The sequence below is a fragment of the uncultured Negativibacillus sp. genome, from assembly GCF_944388365.1.
In the GTDB taxonomy this organism is placed as follows: Bacteria; Bacillota; Clostridia; order Oscillospirales; family Ruminococcaceae; genus Negativibacillus.
Genome location: NZ_CALXIN010000043.1, coordinates 1 through 14,991, shown reverse-complemented (window position 1 = coordinate 14,991; position 14,991 = coordinate 1). Strand labels below are relative to the sequence as shown.

Below are 14,991 nucleotides of genomic sequence, written 5' to 3'. Positions count from 1 at the left end.
GAGGTCGGTTTACGCTCCACTCCGTTGCGGAAATAGGTGCTTTCGTAACGGTCAAAGAAAACAAATAATCCGAACCCGTCCCCCACAGGGAAGAACTGGTTCGGATTATATTGGTTTGGTGCGGATAACAGGACTTGAACCTGCACGGGGATACCCACTAGAGCCTAAATCTAGCGCGTCTGCCAATTCCGCCATATCCGCCAATCATAATTGCATCATTTATTATATCAGCAGACAGGCAGAAAGGTCAAGTCCTCCTGCCAAAACTTTCGGATTCTTCTACCGCTTCAGTGCCTTTTCCAGAACAGCGGTATCAAACCCCATATCATGGTAACCTTCTACCACGGCATCCCAGTATTCCTGGCTGGGCGGGAGTCGGTCGGCGTCGTTCATCACATACCAGAAGCCGGAAATCATTCCATGGCCCGAGATTTCGGTGCGGATCGGTTCGATTCGGTACAGACCGCCGGCGACATCCTCATAGATGTCCAGCTCCTCGACATCCGATGGCTCCACTGTAAAGGCAGCAACCGGCACCTTTTCTCCCTGTTTTGGCTCTGCGGTGAGGTAGCTTTCTCCCTCGCAGCGTCCTCGGAACAACAGCTGATAACCTTCAACTGTTCCTGTTCCCAACAGGCGCGCTGTCGGACAGCGCTTTTTCATCTGCTGAAGATTGAGGTTGCTTCCGTATGCAAAGTAAAGATTCATCGGAATCGGTGCGTTTTTTTCCAAGGTCATTCCTCCTGTAAACAAATCATTCCTTGTTATTTTCGGCCTTCTGTGCTTGATTATACATTTGTCTAACAAACTTCCTGTTCTGCTTCCACCTTCATGCGATGTTCTTCCTGGCGCTGCTGCTCACTCATTTCCTTAAGTACACTGATCGACAGCACCACTGCCAGAATAAAGCTTGCCACATCTGCCAGCGGCTGGCTCATCTGTACACCCAGCATGCCCCACATTCTCGGCAGAATCAGAACCGCCGGTACAAAGAACAGGAACTGTCTGCTCATTGCCATCAGCGATGCGCGCACTGCCTTGCCGATGGTCTGAAGCATCATATTGCTGATGGTGATCCATCCTACCAACGGGAAGCTCAGACACTGCAGACGCAGTGCCAGAGAACCATATTCCACAACCTGTGCGTCATTTTTCAGGAACACTTCGATCAGCTGATCGGAGGTAAACCATCCCGCTACCGCTGCAACCAGCAGAATACCACTGGACAGCTTGACGCAGAACCAAAATCCCTCCTGTACACGCTTATACAGCTTTGCACCGTAGTTAAAGCCGCAAACCGGCTGGAAGCCCTGTCCAAAGCCGATGACAATCGACGAGGCAAACTGCGAAATACGGGTGACAATGGACATTGCCGCGATGGCAGCGTCGCCGTAAGGACCTGCCATCAGGTTCAGACAGATGGTAGCAAAGCTGCCCAGACCTTGACGGCACAGCGAAGGAGTGCCGCCCTTGAGAATGTTCTTATAGTACTTTAAGCAGGGACTGAAGTTGCGCAGATCCAGCTTCAGATTGCCACCGCGGAAGGTTCCCGAAATCAGCAGGCAGAAGCTGATAAACTGGCTGATGATGGTTGCCAGTGCTGCGCCGGCGATTCCCATATCAAAGACAAAGATAAACAGTGGGTCCAAACCGATGTTGATGACCGCACCCGATGCAATACCGATCATCGAATAGAAGGCGCTGCCCTGAAAACGCATCTGATTGTTTAGTACCAGCGATGCGGTCATATAGGGCGCACCGATCAGGATGATGCGCATGTATTCTCTTGCATAGGGCAGGATGGTCTCGGTTGCACCCATGATGCTAAGCAGCGGGTCGGTAAATGCAAAACCGACGCCTAAAATCACCAGGCCCATGATAAACGCGGAAACAAAACCAGTGGCAGACATCTTGGCTGCATCCTCCAGCTGCTGTGCTCCCAGCTGACGGGAAATATAGTTGCCCGATCCGTGTCCAAAAAAGAAGCCAAACGCCTGAATAATCGCCATCAGCGGAAAGACGATGCCGACTGCGGCGGTGGCGCTGGTGTTAATTTTGCCGACAAAAAAAGTGTCTGCCATGTTGTAAAACGAGGTGACCAACATACTGATGATGGTGGGCACTGCCAACTGACAGATCAAACTTGGGATCGGCGTCTGTGTCATTTTCAAAAATTTCTGGTGTCTTTGTTCTTCTGCTCCCATTTGTTTTGCCTCCTTGATTCTTTCATTATTCTTTATTTTATTATTATATAGTTTTTACACGACTTTTGCAAGGCAAAGCGAAAAAGCAGGAAACTGTAATCAGTTTCCTGCTTTTTTATCATTCTTCCCGTTCGGTACGGATGGTAAACTGCTGGGGCAGATGAAAGATTTCCTCCTTTAAAAACAAAGGATAAAAATACTCCTCCTTCAGACGTTCGAAGGCAAGCCATTCAAAGCGATGTGTTTGCCCTTCCTCCTGCACGCAAAACTGTTCTCCTCTGGACAGAAGGTCTGTTCCAGAGACATCCATCAGAAAATACAGACACAGCTCGTGGTAATGAAGCCCATCCACATCCTCTACAAAAAATGCCTGATTGAGCCACAGCGGACGGACGATCTTCGGCACGATGCCCAGTTCCTCCTCCAGCTCCCGAATAACCGCATCTTCCGCGGTTTCTCCCATCTTTACCCGTCCTCCGGGCAGATAAAAGTAGGGTGAACGCTCATCCTTCATCGCCAGAATTTTTCCGTCCGAAAGAATAATGGCGCAGACACGGTAGTTAAACTTTCCTTCCGCCGCTACAAACGAAAGATCCATCGTCCTTTCCTCCCGCTATTTTTGCAGTATCTGTTGCAGAAATGCTCTGCATCCACGCTCAATGTCTTGGTATGCCGTATCAAAGTCACCGCTGTACCATGGGTCAGCAACTTCCTTCTCCTGTCCGCACCAGGAAAGCAGCAGTGAAACCTTGTTCATCGGATCGCCGCCAAAGATTCGCAGGGTGTTTTTGACATTCCACCGGTCCATGCACAGAAAATAATCGTAAGCCTCATAATCGCTGCGCCGAAGCTGTACTGCCGTTTTTCCGGTGCAGTCGATGCCGTGTTCCTTGAGTTTCTGTCTTGCCGGCGGATAGACCGGATTGCCGATCTCCTCGGTGCTGGTGGCAGCGGAGGCAATCTGAAACTGCTGCTCCAGTCCCATTTGCTGCACCATCTTTTTTAAAATAAATTCGCCCATCGGGCTGCGGCAGATATTGCCGTGGCAGATGAAAAGTACCTTTATCATCAGATCTCCAAACTCCCTTCACCAAAGCGTTGATTTGCTTTTATTGTATCATATCCTCCCTCTTCCCGTCATCTTGCTTTGATAAAAACTTTCTCCACATCTGTTTGTATCAGAAATAATTTTCTGATTACTTTCTCCCATTGGCAACAAGAAGAAGATAGATTTCAGATTTTTTATTCCGGTTTTACAGATATTCCTGATTATATTTTCTGGAATCAGTTCATTTTCGCAGGCTTTGTTTTAATATGAAACAAACGTTTCCGTTGCATTTGTTCTATTTTGGATAGATAAAAACGATTACAGCCATCCCGCGCAAAATGTGTGGGATGACTGTGGTCTATCCTTCGATTGCCTGTGCGATCAGCTGATCCAGCGGACAATCCGCTGCCAGCTGTGCTGCCTCTTTTTGCAGCACCGCACCGGCAAGGGTATAAGCTGCCAGCAAGGAACCGGTTTGTGAAGCGTGCTCCCCGTCGGCAGCATACAGTTCCTCCTGAGGAGCCAGTGCATGAAAACGCCACCAAACTTCTCCCACCGGCGCAAGCTCGCTCCGTGTTTCCTGTGCCAATCTGCGGTATGGACTGCTCATCTGCGGTTGGAACTGTGCGCCATCCCGCTTTGCTGCCCAGGTCATATAGAGCACCGGTCTGGAACCCGCTTCCCTGATCCACTCAATCAGCTCGCGGCCACTCTGTTCCATCACATCCAGATCCCCCATCGGATGCGCAACATGCTGCAAAACCACCGCATCATATCCTCCATAGCGGATGTTGAAGCGCACCTCCGGCTGTTTGACATGATAATGCCAGCCTACGCCGCCGTGAGCAAGCATGGTGACCTGTATATCCACTCCATTGCGTCGGCAGATTTCAGCAAAGGTGTTGGGCATATCGTTAAAAAAGGTGTGGCTGTTGCCGATGAATAAAACGCGCATAACCTTCCTCCTTTGATGATAGAACAAAGGACGGACGGCGTTCTCCGCCCTGTCCGTCCTGATGATTTGCTTATAATATCATTTACAGCGAGATAATTCCCTTTTCCAGCATCGACTGGGCTGCCAGCATGATACCGACCTTGCCGGTCTGCCAAGTCAGTCCTCCCTGCATCCAGACAGCAAATGGCTCACGCAGCGGAGCATCCGCCGAAAGCTCGATCGAAGCGCCGTTGGTGAAAGCTCCTGCCGCCATAATGACCTTGCTGTCGTATCCTGGCATATCCCATGGTTCCGGTGTTACATAGGAGTCGACCGGAGCGCCCTTCTGGACGCCTTCGCAGAAGGCAATCAATGCCTTTGGCTCCCGCAGACAGATTGCCTGAATGATGTCGGCACGCGGCTCGTCGCTCTTTGGTGTAACCTCGTATCCCAAAAGTTCACACAGCGAAGCGGCAAATACTGCTGTTTTGACCGCCGAAGCAACGACACTCGGAGAGAAAAACAGACCCATAAACAGCGAGCGGGTGTTGCCCAGGGTACAGCCGATTTCCTTGCCGACACCAGGCGCACTCAGGCGCTGGGCGCACAGATCGACATACTTTGCCTTACCTGCGATATAGCCGCCGGTAGGAGCAATGCCGCCGCCTGGATTTTTAATCAGCGAGCCGATGATGAGGTCCGCGCCCACCTGGGTTGGTTCCTTCTCCTGCACAAATTCTCCGTAGCAGTTGTCCACCATGATGATGGCATCAGGGTTGGTGCTGCGCACCTGTTTGACGATCTTTTCGATGTCCTCCACAAACAGCGACGGACGCAGCGAATAGCCGCGGGAACGCTGGATATAAGCTACCTTCGCACCTTTGACCGCTTCAGGAATAGCATCGTAGTTGACGCTGCCGTCCTCGAGCAGGTCGAGCTGCTCATAGTGGATGCCAAAATCCTTGAGCGAACCGCTGGCATCGTCTTTGAGTCCGATGACGCCGTGCAGAGTATCGTATGGTTTGCCGGTCAGGCTGACCATGCGGTCGCCTGGACGCAGCACGCCGAACAGAGCGACGGTCAGTGCATGGGTGCCAGACATAAAGTTATAGCGGATGAGTGCATCCTCGCAGCCAAAAATTTCTGCCAGCACCTCGTCGAGCACCTCTCTGCCGCGGTCGCCGTAGCCATAACCGGTGGATGGTGCAAAGTGGGATTCACTCACACCATGTTTGATAAATGCAGACAGCACCTTTTCGCTGTTGTACTGAGCGATGCGGTCGATCTCCTGAAAACGCGGAAACGCTTTCTGTTCCGCCTGCTCACAGAGCTTGCGCAGCTTCGGGTCAATTTCAAAAAAACTCATGGGTCTAACTTCTCCTTTTTTATTGCTCTTCCTTTTGAACAACACACCCTGTCAGCAGACGTTTTCCCCAGTGGGAAACGGTCTGAAAACCAAGGCGGCTGTAATATTCTTCCAATTCCGATGATGCACAGTCGAGCACCGGCGTTTTGCCCTGCAAATACGCCTCCATGCACAGACGCATCACCATTTTTCTGGCATATCCTCTGCCGCGGCACTGCGGATGGGTACAGATATTAAAAATCAGTCCGTAGTCTCCTTGCTCCGGCAGCAGAATCGCACCGATACAAACTGGGGTTTGTGTATCGTTTAAAATTTCAAAAAACTTTGCGCCTCCGCGCTGGGAAAAGCGCATCCGCGCCGTATAGTCGTCCTTGCTCACCTTTTTGAGCATCTCAGGTTTGGCGGCGGCAAGCAGGTCATAGATGCCCCACAGACTCTGACTCTCCTGTACAGAGCTGTCCTCCATCTCCTCGGGCAGGTGGGTGGAGAGCATCCGCGGAGCCACTATTCCGGTGGTCTGTTGGCAGAAGGAGGACGGAAACTGTGATTCGTACTCCTCCAGCAGCGTCTGATCGGCGATCAGATGGGAACCGGCTGCCTGCATCGACAAAAAGTCGTGCAGCTCCTGCCACCGCTGTTTGGAATGGGGCTTGCCCACGATATGAAAGTTTTGTCCCTGACGGCACAGCAGATACTGTGCATTTTTCTTTTGGGCGCCGCTCTCCCCAACCCACAGGTCGCAGTACTGCCAGTCGGCATTGTGGACATCCTCACATTTTGACTGATAGGCCGAGAGAATGGTTGTTCCGTCCCACGCATTTTTGCTGCACAGACGGATAACCACCTGTTCGTCCTCCTTTGTTGCCAGACGAATCACCTTTGTTTCCTCCTCTCATCTCAGGATACTTTGCGCGGCAGTGGACACTCCGACCAATATCCGCATGTTTCAAATCCAAGGCTGCTGTAATACCGCTCCAGCTGCAAAGAATCGCAATCCAGAATTGGCGTCTTTCCTGCCTCGAGTGCCTGTTTGCACAGGTAAGCAACCACCTGTGCCGCATAACCATGTCCTCTTGCCAGCGGCATGGTATAGATGTCGGTAATCAGGCCGCAGGGAAGTTCTTCAAAAAGGATGATGATTCCTTCCGACACAGGCTTTGTGTCTTTTCGCAGTTCAAACGCCTGATTGCTGCCCAAAACGGAATAATTCATTACTCGAATGTATTCTTCTCTGGTGACATGGGTTGCAAATCCCGGGCTTTGTGCAGCACGGGCATCATAGGTTGCTCCAAAATCGGCGCAGATGTTGACCTCGTCTATGCCTGCCACATCCACAGGATGTTTGCAAACCATGCGGACATGCTTTGCAATCGGCTGAGAAGCAGGGAAATATCGGGAATACTCCTCCATAACAGAATATTCTGCCGACAGAGCACCCTCCGGCAACGTTGTGAGAAAGTCGTGCAGCTCCTGCCACCCATCGGGTGAAGCCGGTTTCCCGACCAGCCGATACAAAGCAGTATGACGGCAGAGAAGATAAGAGGGCTGCTTAAAATGATCTGCATCAAATCCAAGCCAGATGTCGCAGTATCCCCAGGTATCTGCACCTTTTTGCTTTGCCGTAAAATCGGACCATACTGCTGTTCCGTCCCAGTCATCTGTCCGACAAAGACGAAGTACTGCCTGTGCATCGCTTTCCTGTGCCAGACGAATCATCCCTTTTCCTCCTCTCCGCTCTTCTGTAAGAACAAACCGGATAAAATCTTCTCCGCCATCTTTGCGGAGAAGATTTTATCCCATTTTGAATACCGGCAAAAGCCGGCGGCAGCCAAAATCTGGACACTGCCGCCAGCCCTGTCCTATTCCTTACATTTCACCAAAGCGTTTTACCATTGCCGAAAGCAGCTTGGCAGTTGGCTCCAGATCCTTCGGGTCAAATACGCAGGATGGAGAGTGAATATAACGGGTCGGAACTGCCATCGCCAGTGTGCGGCATCCGGCAGCAGCTTTGCCCATACCGGCAGCATCGGTCGCTCCGACAACCTGATTCTTGATCTGGTATGGAATCTCCTGCTCCTTGCAGATTTCCTTTGCCATTCTGAACAGGTCGCGGTCAGCAAATCCACCCTTGTCCTGGAAGGTCAGCACCGGACCCTTGCCCAGAGCGCAGACATTTTTGGAGGCCGCTACTCCTGGAACGTCCGCTGCGGTGTTGGTATCGACAGCGACAGCGATATCCGGTTTTACTGCAAAGGCAGCGTTGCCGGCAGCGCCGCCGATCTCTTCCTGTGCACTGAACACAACGGTGATGTCGTACGGCAGTTCCTCGTGCAGGAGCTCGAGCAGTAGCAGACAGCCGATGCGGTCATCGAGCGCACGCGCACAGATGCAGTTGCCCATCTGTACAAACTGCGGACGGAAGGTCGCAAAATCGCCCTGCTGTACAAACTTCTCTGCTTCCTCGCGGCTCTTTGCACCGATGTCGATGTACAGATCTTTATACTTCAGTGTTGCTTCGCGCTCATCGGCACTTTGCAGATGAATCGGTTTTGCACCGACAACACCCTCCTTGCCGCTTTCCAGACGGACCGGTTTGCCGACGACCACGCGGGTATCTACGCCGCCTACTGCGTCAAAGCGCAGCAGACCGCTTTCTTCGATATAGGTGATGATAAAGCCGACCTCATCCATGTGAGCAGCAAACATCATTTTATTTTTCGGGGTCTGTTTTCCCTTTTTCTCGCAGATCAGGTTGCCTCGTGCATCCAGATGAGCGGTGCAATCCTCCGGCAGATGCTCTTTGAGCCACTGGGCTACCTTGCCTTCACAACCGGATACCCCGTCGATTTCACAAAGCTCCTTTAGCAGTTGCAGCTGTTTTGTCTGTTCCATCTTCGTTTCCTCCTATCTTGTGGCAAGTCGTTTTGCATACGCAGCAATCAGTTTGGCAGTATCATCCACATCGCGCACCGAGATGGTCTCGATCGGTGTGTGCATGTAGCGCAGCGGGATGGAAACACAGCAGGTTTCGATGCCTGCGCCCACCTTGACGATGCCATCGGCGTTGGTGCCGGTATGTCCGCCGCCCATAACCTCTACCTGATACGGGATGTTCTCCTCTTTGCCTGCTTCGATGATCTCACGCGCCATCCGACGGCTGAGGGTTGCTCCCATGCCGACCATAGCGCCTTTGTTCAGGTCGCCGCAGTGGCGGTCTGCAATCTCCGGTGTGGTGCCGAAGGTGACATCCACAACGATCGCCTCGGTCGGGTCGATGGCAAAGGAGGCAGTCTGTGCGCCCAGACCTCCGGTTTCCTCCTGTGCACTGAGCAGGACGGTCAGACCAATTGGCTCGAGGTGATGTTCCTTCCAGTAGGCTTTGATCTGCTCTGCCGCTTTGATGATGGCGACGCAGCAGCAGCGGTCATCGAGCGCCTTGCTGGACACCAGATCATTTTCCATCTCGGTAAATGGTCCGACAAAGCTCAGCTTGTCGCCCAGCTCGATCTTTTCCTTTGCCTCCTGTCCGCTCATGCCGACATCCACCCAGATTTCGTCAATCTTCGGGTTCTTCTTGTCGCCGGTCTGGATGTGCGGTGGGATGCTGCCGATCACACCTGGGATATCCCCATCTTTGGTGTGGACAATGACCGGCGAAGCCATCACCAGACGGCGGTCTACGCCGCCGCACTGAGCAACACGCAAAAAGCCGTTGTCCTCGATGTGGGTGACGGTCAGACCGATCTCGTCGATGTGCGCATCCAGCAGCAGGTGTGGACGGCCCTGCTGTGGCGCCATGACCTCACACACCAGACTCTTGTGAACGGTGCGGCTGCATTTGCCCAGCCCTGCACAGATCTGTTCGGCTGCTTCCAGTGCGCGCTCCTCTCCACCGGCAACTCCGGCTGCCTGGCAAAGTGTTTTGAGCATCTGTATTGTTTCCATGGAAACACTCCTTCCTTATATAAAAATATAGATGAATCGTTCTCTGCTCTCCTATTTTATCACATCTTGTCCTGTTTTTCACTTCTCTTTTGCAAATCTGATATAAACTTGCTATAATTGAGGAAAATGTACTGTACCCCTTTTGGAAGAGGAGGAATGTTGATGCAGCTTCAAGAAATTTTGCAGCAGGTGCAGTCGGGCAGTATGAAGATCGAAACTGCCTGCCAGCTGCTCAAAGACCTGCCCTATGAGGACCTCGGCTTTGCCAAGCTCGATCATCACCGCAAGGTGCGCTCCGGCTTTGGCGAGGTTATCTACTGTGCCGGAAAACAAACCGACCACCTGATCTCGATCTATCAGACCTTTGCCTCGGAAAACACCTGTGTCATGGGCACCCGTGCCAGCGCCGAACAGGCTGCCGCCGTTCAGGCGGTGCTTCCGCAGGCAATCTATGACCCTGTATCCCGCATCCTTCGGCTGGGTGTCCATGAAAATGAACCGGTCGGCAAGGTCGCTGTCTGCACCGCCGGTACCTCGGACATCGCCGTCGCTGAAGAGGCCGCCCAAACCGCCGAATTTCTGGGCGCCAACGTCCAGCGCTTCTACGACGTCGGCGTTGCCGGCATCCATCGGCTGTTTGCCCGCCTCGACGAGATCCGCAGCGCCAACTGCATCGTCGCTGTCGCCGGCATGGAAGGCGCACTGGCGGGCGTGCTGGCAGGACTGGTGGACAAACCGGTCATCGCGCTGCCCACCTCGGTCGGCTACGGCGCAAGCTTCGGAGGATTATCCGCCTTGCTTACCATGCTCAACTCCTGCGCGGAAGGAATCGCCGTTGTCAACATCGACAACGGATTTGGCGCAGGCTATCTTGCCGCACAGATCAACCGTCTGGTCTGCCAAAAGTAAAATACTTTTCGCTTATACTTTTCAGGAAAGGAAGTTTTATCTATGCCAAACAAGCTCTATCTGGAATGTTACTCCGGTATCAGCGGAGATATGACCGTCGCTGCACTGCTCGACCTCGGCGCCGATCAGCAGGTGCTGCTCGACGGACTTGCCAGCATAAATCTGCCTGGCTATCAGCTGTCCATCGGCCGCGTCAAGAAAAACGGCATCGACGCCTGCGATTTTGACGTTATCCTCGATGAACCGCCGCATGACCATCATCATGAGCATTGCCACGAACATGAGCATTGCCACGAACATGAGCACTGCCATGAGCATGAGCACTGCCATGAACATGAGCATTGCCACGAACATGAGCACTGCCACGAACATGAGCACGAGCACACACACGAAGCCGCTGAGGCAGTTGCACCGGCACCATCGCTGGAAATTCCTGTTGAGGAGAGCCACGAGCATCACCACGAGCATGAACACGAGTGCTGCCACGGACACGATCATAAACACAAAAAGCATAAACATGAACATTGCCACGAGCATTGCCACGAGCACGAACACCATCATGTACACGAGCACCATCATGAGCATCCACATGACCATGCCCATGGACACAGCCATGTTCATCGCAACATTGGCGACATCTTTGCCATCATCGACCGCGCTGAGATTACCGACCGCGCCAAACAGATTGCCAAGGACATCTTCCGCATTATCGCCGCTGCCGAGTCCAAGGCACACGGCATCCCAGAGGATGAGGTACACTTCCACGAGGTCGGCGCTGTCGATTCCATCGTGGATATCGTCGCTGCTGCCATCTGTCTGGACAATCTGGACATCACCGAAGCGGTCGTCTCCGAACTGTACGAAGGCGCCGGCTATGTCCACTGCCAGCATGGCTTGATGCCGGTTCCTGTTCCGGCAGTGGTCAACATCGCTGCTGACCATGCACTGCGTCTGCGCATCACCAAAAACCGCGGAGAGATGGTCACACCGACCGGTGCCGCCATCGCTGCCTACCTGTCCCAGAGCCACGATCTGCCCGAATCCTTTGTCATCGAAAAGGTCGGCTTGGGCGCAGGCAAAAAGGATTTTCCAACTGCCAACATCCTGCGCGCCTTTTTGATTCGTCCATAATCACATTGCTGCAGGGGAGGAACCTTCCTCCCCTGCTTTTTGTTTTCTTGACATGACTGCCCGTTTGCGATATTTTAAATCATAAACAGCAAGTAATCTGTCAACAGGAACCTATGATACCGTACAGGAGGAATCCCCATGAAGAACCTGACCCTTTCTCAAAAACACCTGATCTGCATCGTCAACAACAAAGGAAAAATCTCCGGTTATGCCGCCGAAAAGCGCGTCTGCATGATTGCCGCTGCCTTGCTCGATTTAAAGCTGGCGGGCTGTGTACGCATTGAACAGAAAACGGTCGCTGCCATCCAGCCTCTGCCCGAAACATGCAGCCACCTCAAACCGCTGTATGATTTTATCGCGGACAAAAGCCCGATCAAAATCATCAAGCTGATGGACGCCTACAACATGTCGCTGACCGACAAAAAATTCAGCGAGCTGTTTAACTCGATTGGTGACAGCCTTGCTGGGTTAAATCTGGTCACCGTCTCCTCCGGCGGACTGTTTGCAAAAAGCAAGCGCTATCTGCCCTCGGCAGAAATTATCAACCAGATTATCGACGGCGTGCGCACCGAATTTCTGGGCAAAAGCAAGCTGTCCGAAAACACTGCTGCTCTGATGGTGCTGCTTGACCACAGCAAGATGCTCAAAGAATACTTCTCCGATTCCCAGCAAAAGCAGATGAAGGACCGGCTCCAGACGGTGACGGAATCGGTCAATGGCCAGCTGGTTTGTCAGATGGTTCGTCATATCGAGCAGATTGTTTCTGTGATCGCCATTTCTGCCGGTGTCAAAAAATAGGCGGCAGCGAAAAGCATCTACTATCCTGACAAACAGCACTGTGAATTTCTGCAAATTGGTTGACTTCACCTGAACAGAGCACAAAAAAGCGGCAGTCACTCTTTGATTTTCGAGTGACTGCCGTTTTTTATAAACTGAGATCCTTTTTGCCAAAGAAGAAGATTCCTATTCCATACAGCGCCGCGCCGCCCAGGTACAGTGCCAAAATCGACGGCCAGACCGTTTCTCCCATTGCCAGCGCTTTTGGGTCAAACAAAGTCAGCGGCGTCAGATATTTTAAGAACTCCGCCTCTTCTCCCACCTGGCTGAGCATCTGGAACAGGACAAACAAAATTCCCAGTCCTCCTCCAAATCCCAGCGCATAGCGTCCCTCCTGAAACAGACAGCTTCCCAAAAAGCACAGTCCCGACAGGAACAAATGCAGTCCAAACAGTCCGACATTCAGGTACAAAAACCGTCCGATGTCCAGCTCTCCTCCAAAGGAAATTTGAGCAAAGACAATTCCAACTGCGGTGATGTATGCCATCTGCACCAGCACTGCCGCCACCAGTGCAGCCGCCTGTGTGAAAGCAATCTTTGTGCGGCTGTTGGGACTTGCCAGCAGCCACGCCATTGCACCGCGGTCCAGATAGCGGGTCATCAGGATGTTGACCATAATCAGTTCCATCACCAACGGCAGACAGATCAGCAAAAATCCATACAGGTAGTTTGCGATGAAGTCGAGTAGTGTCGCCCCTGGATTGTTCATTCCAAAGGCAGAAAAGAGCTCCGGCATCGACTCCATCATCAGATTGAGACTTTCCCCTAGCGACGGATCAAACATACTGATAATAACAACGATATACATGGTAAGAATTGCGCTGAAAATCAGCCACGGCTTCCACAGCGTCTGTACATCTCTGCAAAATAATGCTTTATGCATCCTGCTGCACCTCCCCATAAAAATGCAGGAACAGTTCCTCCAGTGTCTGACTTTTTTCCCGCAGGTCACACGCTTTGCACTCGGCTGCAATCCCAAGCAGCTCCGGCAAACCGGCGGCATTGTCCAGCGTCACGGACAGGCTGTTTGCCTCCAGCTGTCCTTTGCCGCCCCATTGTGCCAGCGCCTTTTGTGCCAGCTGCTCATCGGGAAAGACAAAGGTATAGCTGCGTGTACGGCTGTCACGCAGTTTCTGCATCTGCTCTACCGCAGCCAGACGTCCGGCGCGCAGTATCGCTACACGGTCGCAGGTTTTTTCCGTCTCCTCAAAGAGATGACTGGACAGCAGAATGGTTGCTCCACGCTCCTTTTCTTTGAGAAGCAGCTGGGTAAAGCGGTTTTGCATCAGCGGGTCCAGTCCACTGGTCGGTTCGTCCAGAATCAAAATCTCGGGGCTGCCCATAAAGGCACATACCAGTCCCAGCTTTTGTTTGGTTCCCTTGCTCATACGACGAATCCGCTGGTGAGGATTGAGCTCAAACAAATTGCACAGCTCTTCCATCCGGCTGGGATCTCGCAACCCCTTCATTCCCGCGATCAGCTTTAAAAATCCTTCGCCGCTCATATCCTCCATCAGTGCAAGCTCCCCAGGCAGATAACCCACATTGGACTGGATTTTCGAACTCTGTGCAAAGCAGTCCAAACCCAGTATCTTCGCACTGCCTCTGTCAGGACGGACAAATCCCATCAGCTGCCGGATGGTCGTCGTTTTGCCGGCACCGTTCGGTCCCAGAAATCCAAATACTTCTCCCTGATACACAGTAAAGCTCAGGTCGAACACACCGCGTCCGTGTCCATAATCACAGGTCAGGTTTGCTACTTCTATCATCGGTTTGCTCATTGTTGATACTCCTCCCTGTATGCGTATTTGATTAACATCTGTTTCCATTTTTGATATTCCTCCACCAGCGGCTCCAGTCTGATTTGCTCTCCGCTGATCATCTGCCAGTGCAGATAGCCGTCCACCAGAAAAATCAGCATCTGCAGCACCTGCTGCGGCTGAACATCTTCTCGAAACTTGTGGGTATCAATATGTGAAAAATAAAGATGATACAGCTGATTTGTCATTTCAACAATATACTTTTGTACGCTGATACCCACCTCTTTATCGGTGTTATAATACATCCGCACCGAAAAATTGAGCGCCCAGGGCATCTTTTCCATCAGACAGACCTTGCGCTCCATTCCGTAATCCAACAGGTCAAAAAAGTCGTCGATGCCGTCCAACACTTCCTTTTGCAGATGGGCTTCGATCATCCTTTTCAGATAGTCTGCCAGATACAGATACAGCGTCTTTTTATCCCTGAAGTAGTAAAACAGCAATCCTTTGGAGATGCCCGCCTTGCTGGCAATTTCATCGGTGGATGCTCGCTTGTAGTCGTTCTTGGCAAAAACTTCCATGGCTGCCGTCAGGATACGGCTTTTCTTTTCTTTGGGCAGACTGGCAAATGGCCTGCTCTGCTGCTGTTGCTTCATCCTCTTTCCCCCTGCATATTGACTGCTCAGTCAATCTTCTTGTGCTTCATTCTACCAGATTGACTCAGATTTACAAGGGGGCTTTGTGTTCCGATATTCACACAGCAAAAAACACCTTCGGCAGACTGAACTGCCCCAGATTGTGCAGACAGTACAAAAAAGAGCCCTGGTAGGAAATATTAAGCTTTAGGTGGAGAGGCG

General features: G+C 52.0%; 16 protein-coding genes and 1 tRNA gene. 3 read left to right on the top strand and 14 right to left on the bottom strand.

The features are described from left to right. Nucleotides 1–116: 116 nt before the first annotated feature. From Q0L39_RS07125 to Q0L39_RS07075, 11 genes are all read right to left on the bottom strand, one after another. Nucleotides 117–201, bottom strand: a tRNA-Leu gene (locus Q0L39_RS07125). A 78-nt stretch (nucleotides 202–279) separates the two neighbouring features. Continuing rightward, the gene (locus Q0L39_RS07120) at nucleotides 280–732 is read right to left on the bottom strand and encodes a gamma-glutamylcyclotransferase family protein (protein ID WP_296627906.1); all 453 of its coding nucleotides are present in this window, start codon (nucleotides 730–732) and stop codon (nucleotides 280–282) included. A gap of 68 nt (nucleotides 733–800) precedes the next feature. Then, nucleotides 801–2,204, bottom strand: a complete 1,404-nt coding sequence (locus Q0L39_RS07115) for an MATE family efflux transporter (protein ID WP_296627904.1) — start codon at nucleotides 2,202–2,204, stop codon at nucleotides 801–803. A 118-nt stretch (nucleotides 2,205–2,322) separates the two neighbouring features. Beyond that, entirely contained in the window at nucleotides 2,323–2,802 is a 480-nt protein-coding gene (locus Q0L39_RS07110) for an NUDIX domain-containing protein (RefSeq protein ID WP_296627902.1), read from the bottom strand. A gap of 15 nt (nucleotides 2,803–2,817) precedes the next feature. After that, nucleotides 2,818–3,273 carry a low molecular weight protein-tyrosine-phosphatase gene (locus tag Q0L39_RS07105; RefSeq protein WP_296627900.1) on the bottom strand — a complete coding sequence of 152 codons (456 nt, stop codon included), beginning with the start codon at nucleotides 3,271–3,273 and terminating at the stop codon, nucleotides 2,818–2,820. Between the two features lie 337 nt (nucleotides 3,274–3,610). Further along, nucleotides 3,611–4,207: a hypothetical protein gene (locus tag Q0L39_RS07100; RefSeq protein ID WP_296627898.1), complete on the bottom strand. Its 597-nt coding sequence runs from the start codon at nucleotides 4,205–4,207 to the stop codon at nucleotides 3,611–3,613. Between the two features lie 82 nt (nucleotides 4,208–4,289). Continuing rightward, complete coding sequence (locus tag Q0L39_RS07095; protein WP_296627896.1) at nucleotides 4,290–5,552, bottom strand: methionine gamma-lyase family protein; 1,263 nt, start codon at nucleotides 5,550–5,552, stop codon at nucleotides 4,290–4,292. A gap of 19 nt (nucleotides 5,553–5,571) precedes the next feature. Further along, nucleotides 5,572–6,429 carry a GNAT family N-acetyltransferase gene (locus Q0L39_RS07090; protein WP_296627894.1) on the bottom strand — a complete coding sequence of 286 codons (858 nt, stop codon included), beginning with the start codon at nucleotides 6,427–6,429 and terminating at the stop codon, nucleotides 5,572–5,574. 20 nt (nucleotides 6,430–6,449) lie between these two features. Further along, on the bottom strand, nucleotides 6,450–7,268 hold the full coding sequence (locus Q0L39_RS07085; RefSeq protein WP_296627892.1) for a GNAT family N-acetyltransferase: 819 nt from the start codon (nucleotides 7,266–7,268) through the stop codon (nucleotides 6,450–6,452). 150 nt (nucleotides 7,269–7,418) lie between these two features. Beyond that, nucleotides 7,419–8,444 (bottom strand): M42 family metallopeptidase, encoded by a 1,026-nt coding sequence (locus Q0L39_RS07080; RefSeq protein ID WP_296627891.1) that lies wholly within the window; start codon nucleotides 8,442–8,444, stop codon nucleotides 7,419–7,421. Between the two features lie 12 nt (nucleotides 8,445–8,456). Next, nucleotides 8,457–9,497, bottom strand: coding sequence for a M42 family peptidase (locus tag Q0L39_RS07075; RefSeq protein ID WP_296627889.1), 1,041 nt, complete (start codon nucleotides 9,495–9,497; stop codon nucleotides 8,457–8,459). Between the two features lie 162 nt (nucleotides 9,498–9,659). On the opposite strand from Q0L39_RS07075, the gene larB reads away from it, so the two are divergent. From larB to Q0L39_RS07060, 3 genes are all read left to right on the top strand, one after another. Further along, a complete protein-coding gene (gene larB / locus Q0L39_RS07070; RefSeq protein ID WP_296627888.1) occupies nucleotides 9,660–10,406 on the top strand; it encodes a nickel pincer cofactor biosynthesis protein LarB in 747 nt (248 codons plus the stop codon). Nucleotides 10,407–10,448: 42 nt separating this feature from the next. Then, nucleotides 10,449–11,537: a LarC family nickel insertion protein gene (locus tag Q0L39_RS07065; RefSeq protein ID WP_296627886.1), complete on the top strand. Its 1,089-nt coding sequence runs from the start codon at nucleotides 10,449–10,451 to the stop codon at nucleotides 11,535–11,537. A gap of 138 nt (nucleotides 11,538–11,675) precedes the next feature. Beyond that, nucleotides 11,676–12,335, top strand: coding sequence for a GPP34 family phosphoprotein (locus Q0L39_RS07060; RefSeq protein WP_296627884.1), 660 nt, complete (start codon nucleotides 11,676–11,678; stop codon nucleotides 12,333–12,335). Nucleotides 12,336–12,462: 127 nt separating this feature from the next. On the opposite strand, the gene Q0L39_RS07055 is transcribed toward Q0L39_RS07060, so the two are convergent. Genes Q0L39_RS07055 through Q0L39_RS07045 form a run of 3 tightly spaced genes read right to left on the bottom strand, consistent with a single transcriptional unit; the run spans nucleotide 12,463 to nucleotide 14,790 of the window. Next, the gene (locus tag Q0L39_RS07055; RefSeq protein ID WP_296627882.1) at nucleotides 12,463–13,257 is read right to left on the bottom strand and encodes an ABC transporter permease subunit; all 795 of its coding nucleotides are present in this window, start codon (nucleotides 13,255–13,257) and stop codon (nucleotides 12,463–12,465) included. After that, on the bottom strand, nucleotides 13,250–14,155 hold the full coding sequence (locus Q0L39_RS07050; protein WP_296627880.1) for an ABC transporter ATP-binding protein: 906 nt from the start codon (nucleotides 14,153–14,155) through the stop codon (nucleotides 13,250–13,252). Before Q0L39_RS07050 ends, Q0L39_RS07055 begins: the two co-directional genes overlap by 8 nt. Next, the gene (locus Q0L39_RS07045) at nucleotides 14,152–14,790 is read right to left on the bottom strand and encodes a TetR/AcrR family transcriptional regulator (RefSeq protein WP_296627878.1); all 639 of its coding nucleotides are present in this window, start codon (nucleotides 14,788–14,790) and stop codon (nucleotides 14,152–14,154) included. Before Q0L39_RS07045 ends, Q0L39_RS07050 begins: the two co-directional genes overlap by 4 nt. Nucleotides 14,791–14,991: the final 201 nt, after the last annotated feature.

Excerpts from the sequence above, each read along its gene's own strand:
- Q0L39_RS07115 (WP_296627904.1), bottom strand. The coding sequence starts at position 2,204 with ATGGGAGCAGAAGAACAAAGACACCAGAAATTTTTGAAAATGACACAG.
- Q0L39_RS07110 (WP_296627902.1), bottom strand. The coding sequence starts at position 2,802 with ATGGATCTTTCGTTTGTAGCGGCGGAAGGAAAGTTTAACTACCGTGTC.
- Q0L39_RS07105 (WP_296627900.1), bottom strand. The coding sequence starts at position 3,273 with ATGATAAAGGTACTTTTCATCTGCCACGGCAATATCTGCCGCAGCCCG.
- Q0L39_RS07100 (WP_296627898.1), bottom strand. The coding sequence starts at position 4,207 with ATGCGCGTTTTATTCATCGGCAACAGCCACACCTTTTTTAACGATATG.
- Q0L39_RS07095 (WP_296627896.1), bottom strand. The coding sequence starts at position 5,552 with ATGAGTTTTTTTGAAATTGACCCGAAGCTGCGCAAGCTCTGTGAGCAG.
- Q0L39_RS07085 (WP_296627892.1), bottom strand. The coding sequence starts at position 7,268 with ATGATTCGTCTGGCACAGGAAAGCGATGCACAGGCAGTACTTCGTCTT.
- Q0L39_RS07080 (WP_296627891.1), bottom strand. The coding sequence starts at position 8,444 with ATGGAACAGACAAAACAGCTGCAACTGCTAAAGGAGCTTTGTGAAATC.
- Q0L39_RS07075 (WP_296627889.1), bottom strand. The coding sequence starts at position 9,497 with ATGGAAACAATACAGATGCTCAAAACACTTTGCCAGGCAGCCGGAGTT.
- larB (WP_296627888.1), top strand. The coding sequence starts at position 9,660 with ATGCAGCTTCAAGAAATTTTGCAGCAGGTGCAGTCGGGCAGTATGAAG.
- Q0L39_RS07065 (WP_296627886.1), top strand. The coding sequence starts at position 10,449 with ATGCCAAACAAGCTCTATCTGGAATGTTACTCCGGTATCAGCGGAGAT.
- Q0L39_RS07060 (WP_296627884.1), top strand. The coding sequence starts at position 11,676 with ATGAAGAACCTGACCCTTTCTCAAAAACACCTGATCTGCATCGTCAAC.
- Q0L39_RS07055 (WP_296627882.1), bottom strand. The coding sequence starts at position 13,257 with ATGCATAAAGCATTATTTTGCAGAGATGTACAGACGCTGTGGAAGCCG.
- Q0L39_RS07050 (WP_296627880.1), bottom strand. The coding sequence starts at position 14,155 with ATGAGCAAACCGATGATAGAAGTAGCAAACCTGACCTGTGATTATGGA.
- Q0L39_RS07045 (WP_296627878.1), bottom strand. The coding sequence starts at position 14,790 with ATGAAGCAACAGCAGCAGAGCAGGCCATTTGCCAGTCTGCCCAAAGAA.